Genomic DNA, 7,504 nt, shown 5'->3' with positions numbered 1-7,504 from the left:
GCGTTTCCCGCAGGAACTTTTTCTGCCCGGATTCCCCACCCGCGACAACCTAAATTCCGGGACTGAAGACTCACAACCTCCCTCTCCCCATCCCGCCTTCCAACCGCCCTGGCGTCGTTCTCATTTCTCAACTCAAATCCCTATTTACTATCCCCGCTATTTTTGATAAAATATTCTGAACAGTAACATTTTACACGCCATCATATTTTACAGAGGGAAACACAAATGATTAAAACAGTAGCTTCTTTAGAGCTTCCGGTCAGTGAAACACTTCTGATAAGAAAGAATGTAATCACGCCGGAACAGGGTACGGACGGAGGAAAACGGTTTTGCGTCGTGACGGGGACCCACGGCGATGAGCTGGAGGGACAGTATGTCTGTTACGAGCTGAACAGAAGAATCAGGGAACAGATTCACCACCTGAAAGGGACGGTGGAGATTTACCCGGCTCTTAACCCATTGGGGCTGGATACGATCACCAGGGCATTTCCCGTATTTGACGTGGATATGAACCGGATTTTTCCGGGAACCGACAACGGCTCGGTGGCGGAACTGGTGGCCGGCATGATAGTGAAGGATTTGGCCGGAGCGGATATGTGTATCGATGTCCATGCCAGCAATATCTATATCAGGGAGATTCCGCAGGTGCGCCTCAATGAAAGCACTTCCGACAGCCTGCTGGATTATGCCAGACGCCTGAACACGGAATTTGTATGGGTTCATCATGCGTCCACCGTGCTTGAATCAACCCTTGCCCATACCCTGAATATGATTGGCGTTCCCACCCTTGTCGTAGAGATGGGAGTCGGCATGAGAATTACGGAGAAGTTCTGTTTCCAGTTGGTAGATGGAATCTTCTGTCTGATGAAAGATATCGGCATCTGGGACGGCCCGGTGATCGAGCCGAAAGAACCGATTGTTTCGCTTGGCGGGGAAGTGGGTTTTGTCAACGCCGGCAAATCGGGGCTTTTCGTCTCAAAGGTGGTACACAGGAACGACATCAAAAAGGGAGAGCTGATCGGCGAGATTGTCAATCCGCTGGAAGGAACCGTGGAGGAGCGGCTGTACGCCCCCTGTGACGGGCTGATTTTTACGCTGAGAGCCTATCCTATGGTGGAGGAAGGATCTTTAATTGCCCGGATTCTGGGAGGTGTCGTCTGATGAAACACGAACTGATTTACTCGATGAAGAACATCCACAGGGATGATTTTAATATTTACGGCTACCGTTTCGGCAAAAACGGCGGTAAGGCGGCCTGCATTGTGGGTTCGCTCCGGGGCGATGAGGTGCAGCCACTCTATATCTGTTCGCTCCTGGTTAAGATGCTGAAGGAGATAGAGATGCACGGAGGTATTGTGGGGGATAATGAGATCCTCGTAATCCCCTCGGTCAACCATCCGGCGATGAATGTGGGCAAACACTTCTGGTCTACGGACAATTCCGACATCAACCGCCTTTTTCCGGGAGATGAGAACGGCGAGACGACGAAGAGACTGGCCGCCGGCATTTTCGGCAAGGTGAAGGATTACGGCTATGGGATACAGTTTGGAAGTCTCTATATGACCGGAGACTATGCGCCCCACGTCCGCATGATGGAAACGGGATACCACAATCCGGGACTGGCCAATCTCTTCGGCCTGCCCTATGTGGTGATGCGCAAGCCGACGCCATACGATACGGCCACATTGAATTACAACTGGCAGATGAACGGGACGAATGCATTTACCGTATTTTCCGCATCCACGGAGATAATTGACGAGCCGTCCGCGAAGCAGGCGGCCTCCAGTGTCCTGCGTTTTCTGACGAGGATGGGAATTATCCGTTATAACAGCCACAGCGGCTATATAGCGAGTGTGATCCGCGAGGAGGATCTGACCAGTGTAAAAACAGACCGCGCCGGTTTCTTCTGCCGGGAAGCGGAGCCGGGGAGCGAGGTTCTGCGGGGCGATTTGATGGCAACGATCATAGAACCCGGAAGCGGAGAGGTGGTAAGCCAGATTCTGGCCCCCACGGATGGAATTGTGTTTTTTGCCCACTCCCAGCCGCTTGTGATGGAGAGGGCGATTGTTTTTAAGATTATCAGACGCCTCCACGCGTGAGTGCGGCGGGAATGTCCATACCGGATGCCGCGGCCTCAGGCGGGAAGCGGGGCGTAGAACAGAGAGGAACATTCAAGGAAGGAAGTTAAAAAGATGGCAAGTGACAGCTTAAAAGATTTTTTAGATGCCGGGGAATCGGACGGCGGGAGAGAATTCACGACAGGGGATGATTTTTACCGGCTTTATCTGGAAGAACTGAAGATGGTTCCGCCCTGCACGCCGGAGGAAGAAGAACGTCTGCTGGATGAAATCCTAGCGGGCAGCCAGGCGGCGGTAAAACGTCTGGTGGAAGGAAAACTGGGACAGGCGGTTAAAATTGCCGAGGAATACAAAGACAGAGGCCTCACGATGAATGATCTCGTTCAGGAAGCCAATATCGCCCTTCTGCTCACCGCCCAGGAGTACGGCGGCGGAGATTTCAACGGGCAGGCGGAGGAACGCATCCGAAGGATGATTGAGGACGCCATGGAACTTCAGAGCTCGGAGTACAGGGTCGAGGAAGAGATGCTGGCCCGCGTCAACGTCCTCAAAGACATTTCCGCCAGCATGGCCGAGGAACTGGGCCGGGAGGCCACGGTGGAAGAACTGGCCGAACGGATGAAGATGACGGAGGAAGAGATCCGGGATATCATGAAACTGACTCTCGATGCGATGAGTGTCAGCGGAGAGTAGGGCGGCCGGAACGATGAAATTTTACTTACTGCGTCATGGACAGACAAGATGGAATATTGAAGGAAAGATACAGGGCAAGACGGATATCCCGTTAAATGAGACCGGGATGGAGCAGGCGGAATGTCTCGCAGGGGCTATGGCGGAGTGCCGGGCGCGGGCGCTCTTTTCAAGCCCGCTTCTCAGGGCAAAGCAGACAGCCGGTATCGTGGCGGAGAAGATGGGACTTGAAGTCACGGTGCTGCCGGAGCTGAAGGAAGTGGATTTCGGCCTGTGGGAAGGCAGAACCTGGAAGGATATCGAAGAAAACTATCCAGGGGACTACAAAAACTGGGAGAAGAACCCGGCCAGGGCGGCGCCCACGGGAGGAGAACTCCGGCGGTCCTGTATGAACCGCAGCCGGAGCGCCGTGGAACAGATGCTTGGGACTGTGAATGCCCTGGGCGGAGGAGATGTATGCGTTGTCGCCCATGGAGGCATCCTGGTCTATCTCATCGACTACCTTCTGAGAAACCAGGAGGAGAAGCGGGAGATTATCGTCAAGAATGCAAGTATCTCCATTGTGGAATACGATAAAAAATCAGGCCTTGGAAAGCTTCTGGAGCTCAATCGCACGTCTCATTTACCGGCCGTTTGTAACCGGAAAACAAATAAGTACTGTTAATAAAAAATATTAGATATATTAATTTTACTAATCTATAAAAGTTGTGTATGATTAAGGCAGATGATGGACAGAGTTACTTTTCATACTGCGGCCGGAAGGCGGCCGCGGCTCGGACGGTAGTCGGACAGTATGCATCTGTCTTTTTTTTCGCACAAATTGCCAGCAGAAAAACAGGAGGTACTTTAATGAGTGTAAGACGAATTTTCGTTGAAAAGAAACCGGAATTTGCCGTAAGGGCTAAGGAACTGCGCACGGAGATCGAGAGTTATCTGGGGATCACTACGATCACGGATGTCCGTGTCTTAGTACGTTATGACGTGGAGGACGTATCAGAGGAGGTATACAAAGAGGCCCTGGTTACGATTTTCTCCGAGCCGCCGGTAGACTTTGTATATGAAGAGAGTTTCCCGTCAGCAGAGGGAGACACGATTTTCACCGTAGAGTATCTGCCGGGACAGTTCGACCAGAGAGCGGATTCTGCCGAGCAGTGCGTAAAGCTGTTAAATGAAGAAGAAAACCCGGTGATCAAGTCGGCCACCACCTATATTATTTCCGGCGCCCTGACCGCAGAGCAGGCAGAGGCCGTTAAATCGCTGTGCATCAACCCGGTGGATTCCAGGGAGAACAACAATGAAAAGCCGGAAACTCTGGTAACCGTATTTGAACAGCCGGAGGACGTGCAGATTTTTGAGGGTTTCTGCGGTTTTACACAGGACAGCCTCAAGGAACTTTACAGTTCTTTAAATCTGGCCATGACGTTCAAGGATTTTGAGCACATCCAGAACTATTTTAAAAACGAGGAGAAGAGGGATCCGTCCGTGACGGAGATCCGCGTTCTCGATACATACTGGTCCGATCATTGCCGCCATACCACATTCCAGACAGAGCTTAAGAATGTGGAATTTACAAAAGGCGACTACAATGAGCCGATCGAGGCGTCTTACCGCAAATATCTGGCCGATCGCGAAGAAATTTTCAAAGGCCGTGACGATAAATTTGTCTGCCTGATGGATCTTGCGCTGATGGCAATGAGAAAACTCCGCAAGGAAGGCAAGCTCGAAGACATGGAGGTTTCCGAGGAGATTAACGCCTGCAGTATCGTAGTGCCGGTTGTCATTGACGGACAGGAAGAGGAGTGGCTTGTCAACTTCAAGAACGAGACACATAACCATCCAACCGAGATTGAGCCCTTCGGCGGCGCAGCAACCTGCCTTGGCGGAGCGATCCGCGATCCGCTTTCGGGACGTACCTACGTATATCAGGCCATGCGCGTGACCGGTGCGGCAGACCCGACAAAACCGATGTCCGAGACACTTCACGGAAAACTTCCGCAGAAGAGGATTGTGACGGATGCGGCGCACGGATACAGCTCTTACGGAAACCAGATTGGTCTGGCAACCGGATATGTAAAAGAGATTTATCATCCGAATTATGTGGCAAAGAGAATGGAGATCGGCGCCGTGATGGCGGCTGCTCCAAGAAAGAACGTAATCCGTGAGACATCCGATCCGGGCGATGTCATCATCCTGATGGGAGGCCGCACGGGCCGCGACGGGATCGGCGGTGCCACAGGTTCTTCCAAGGTTCATACCGAGGCGTCCATCGAAGTGTGCGGAGCCGAGGTTCAGAAGGGCAACGCGCCGACCGAGAGAAAACTTCAGAGACTGTTCCGCCGCCCTGAGGTGAGCAGTTTAATTAAGAAATGTAACGACTTTGGCGCCGGCGGCGTATCCGTAGCCATCGGTGAGCTGGCGGACGGGCTTCAGATCGACCTGGACTCCGTGCCGAAGAAGTATGCCGGTCTGGACGGAACTGAGATTGCCATCTCCGAGTCCCAGGAGAGGATGGCGGTTGTCGTAGATCCGAAAGACGTCGATAAGATGCTTAAATTTGCCGAAGAGGAAAACCTGGAAGCCATTCCGGCCGCCGTTGTGACGGAGTCCCCGAGACTTGTCATGAACTGGAGAGGAAAGACGATTGTAGATTTAAGCCGCGCGTTCCTCGATACCAACGGAGCGCACCAGGAGGCAGCCGTTACCGTAGAAGTTCCCGTAAAAGAGGGTAATCTCTTCGACAGGAAAGAAGTGGGCGATGTAAGGGAAACCTGGCTCAAGATGCTGTCCGGTTTAAATGTATGCTCCCAGAAAGGCCTTGTGGAGATGTTCGACGGTTCCATCGGCGCCGCCAGCGTATTCATGCCTTACGGCGGAAAATACCAGCTCACCGAGACACAGGCCATGCTTGCAAAGCTCCCGGTGGAAAAGGGAAGCTGTGACACCGTAACGATGATGAGCTACGGCTATGATCCATACCTTTCAAGCTGGAGCCCATACCACGGAGCCGTTTATGCGGTTCTGGATTCGATTGCAAAGATCGTGGCAAACGGCGGAGACTACAAAAAGATCCGTTTCACGTTCCAGGAATACTTCAAACGTATGACGGAGGATCCGAAACGCTGGGGAACACCGTTTTCCTCCCTGCTGGGCGCTTATGATGCGCAGATTGGGTTCGGCCTTCCTTCCATCGGCGGAAAAGACAGTATGTCCGGAACCTTTAACGACGAGGAGCACGGAGAGATCAACGTACCTCCGACACTTGTATCCTTTGCCGTGGATATTTCCGATAAACAGCATGTGGTTTCGCCTGAGTTTAAGAAAGCGGGCAGCAAGATTGTCCTGTTTACAATAGAAAAAGACCAGTATGACCTTCCTGTATACGGCCAGATTATGGACGGCTATGAGAAACTTTATAAGGACATGGAGGCCGGAAAGATTATTTCCGCATATGCAGTGGAGGGCCACGGCATCGCCGAGGCGGTCAGCAAGATGGCGTTCGGCAACAAGCTGGGCGTAAAAGTTGAGCATAACCTGGATCCGAGAGACTTCTTTGCACCCGGCTGGGGCAATATCGTATGCGAAGTGCCGGACGGAAAAGTGGGTGAACTCTCCATTTCCTATACCGTGATTGGTGAAGTGACGGACAAAGCGGTATTTGAATACGGCAGCGCCGCAATTACCATGGACGAGGCCCTGAATCAGTGGACCGGAACACTTGAAAAAGTATTCCCGACCAGCTCCGGCGTAAAACAGACGGAAGTGAGAAATGAGCTTTACAAGGCGGACTGCGTTCATATCTGCAAAAACAAAGTGGCAAAACCAACCGTGTTTATTCCGGTAATGCCAGGTACAAACTGCGAATACGACAGCGCGAAAGCGTTTGAGCGCGCCGGTGCGGATGCGATTGTAAGGGTATTCCGCAACATGAGCGCTTCCGATATCCGCGAGTCCATCGAGGAATATAAGAAGGCGATCAGCCGGTCCCAGATCATCATGTTCCCGGGCGGCTTCTCAGCCGGAGACGAGCCGGAAGGTTCCGCTAAATTCTTCGCAACCGTATTCAGAAACGCGGTGATGCAGGAGGAGATCGAGAAACTGTTAAATGACAGGGACGGCCTGATTTTAGGCGTCTGCAACGGTTTCCAGACCCTGATTAAGCTGGGCCTCCTTCCGGACGGAAAGATTGAGCCTCAGAAGGCGGATTCACCGACCCTTACAATGAACAATATCGGACGCCATATTTCCAGGATGGCAAACCTGAAAGTAGTTTCCAACAAGTCCCCGTGGCTTCAGGAAGCAGAACTTGGCGGCGTATACGTAAATCCTCTGTCACACGGCGAGGGACGTTTCGTGGCAAGCGACGAATGGATTAACACCCTCTACGCAAACGGACAGGTGGCGACGCAGTATGTGGATCTTGCCGGCACCCCAACGATGGATGAGGAGTGGAACCCGAACGGGTCTTACATGGCAATCGAGGGCATTACCAGCATGGACGGCCGTATCTTTGGTAAGATGGGCCATTCGGAGAGGCGCGGCGACGGCGTTGCGGTCAATATCTACGGTGACCAGGATATGAAGGTATTTGAGTCCGGAGTGAAGTATTTTAAATAAGTATAAGCTGTAAATAAAAAGCGCACTTTGTCCGAGCGGGGATAAAGTGCGCTTTTATGATGCCGTTTGGGGATTTAGTTGAGATGCGAGGACGCCTCTGTAAGACGGCGGACGGGGGAGTG

At 52.4% G+C, this 7,504-nt stretch carries 5 protein-coding genes; all 5 read left to right on the top strand.

The genetic code is table 11. The annotated features are described in order from the left end of the window. Window positions 1–225 precede the first annotated feature (225 nt). On the top strand, window positions 226–1,161 hold the full coding sequence (locus QZT18_RS23080; protein WP_294152023.1) for a M14 family metallopeptidase: 936 nt from the start codon (window positions 226–228) through the stop codon (window positions 1,159–1,161). Then, window positions 1,161–2,099, top strand: coding sequence for a M14 family metallopeptidase (locus tag QZT18_RS23075; protein WP_294152022.1), 939 nt, complete (start codon window positions 1,161–1,163; stop codon window positions 2,097–2,099). The genes QZT18_RS23080 and QZT18_RS23075 overlap by 1 nt, the downstream gene beginning before the upstream one ends. A 93-nt stretch (window positions 2,100–2,192) precedes the next feature. Then, window positions 2,193–2,771 carry a sigma-70 domain-containing protein gene (locus tag QZT18_RS23070; RefSeq protein ID WP_294152020.1) on the top strand — a complete coding sequence of 193 codons (579 nt, stop codon included), beginning with the start codon at window positions 2,193–2,195 and terminating at the stop codon, window positions 2,769–2,771. A gap of 13 nt (window positions 2,772–2,784) precedes the next feature. After that, window positions 2,785–3,432 carry a histidine phosphatase family protein gene (locus tag QZT18_RS23065; RefSeq protein WP_294152018.1) on the top strand — a complete coding sequence of 216 codons (648 nt, stop codon included), beginning with the start codon at window positions 2,785–2,787 and terminating at the stop codon, window positions 3,430–3,432. 185 nt (window positions 3,433–3,617) lie between these two features. Next, a complete protein-coding gene (locus QZT18_RS23060; RefSeq protein ID WP_294152016.1) occupies window positions 3,618–7,382 on the top strand; it encodes a phosphoribosylformylglycinamidine synthase in 3,765 nt (1,254 codons plus the stop codon). Window positions 7,383–7,504 lie beyond the last annotated feature (122 nt).

Origin of the sequence: uncultured Clostridium sp. (genome assembly GCF_900547735.1) — a bacterium.
In the GTDB taxonomy this organism is placed as follows: domain Bacteria; phylum Bacillota; class Clostridia; order Lachnospirales; family Lachnospiraceae; genus Otoolea.
Note: the sequence above shows the minus strand (reverse complement) of the source record. Positions and strands in the feature narration are given on the sequence as shown.

Coding starts and splice junctions, on each gene's coding strand:
- QZT18_RS23080 (WP_294152023.1), top strand. CDS start 226: ATGATTAAAACAGTAGCTTCTTTAGAGCTTCCGGTCAGTGAAACACTT.
- QZT18_RS23075 (WP_294152022.1), top strand. CDS start 1,161: ATGAAACACGAACTGATTTACTCGATGAAGAACATCCACAGGGATGAT.
- QZT18_RS23070 (WP_294152020.1), top strand. CDS start 2,193: ATGGCAAGTGACAGCTTAAAAGATTTTTTAGATGCCGGGGAATCGGAC.
- QZT18_RS23065 (WP_294152018.1), top strand. CDS start 2,785: ATGAAATTTTACTTACTGCGTCATGGACAGACAAGATGGAATATTGAA.
- QZT18_RS23060 (WP_294152016.1), top strand. CDS start 3,618: ATGAGTGTAAGACGAATTTTCGTTGAAAAGAAACCGGAATTTGCCGTA.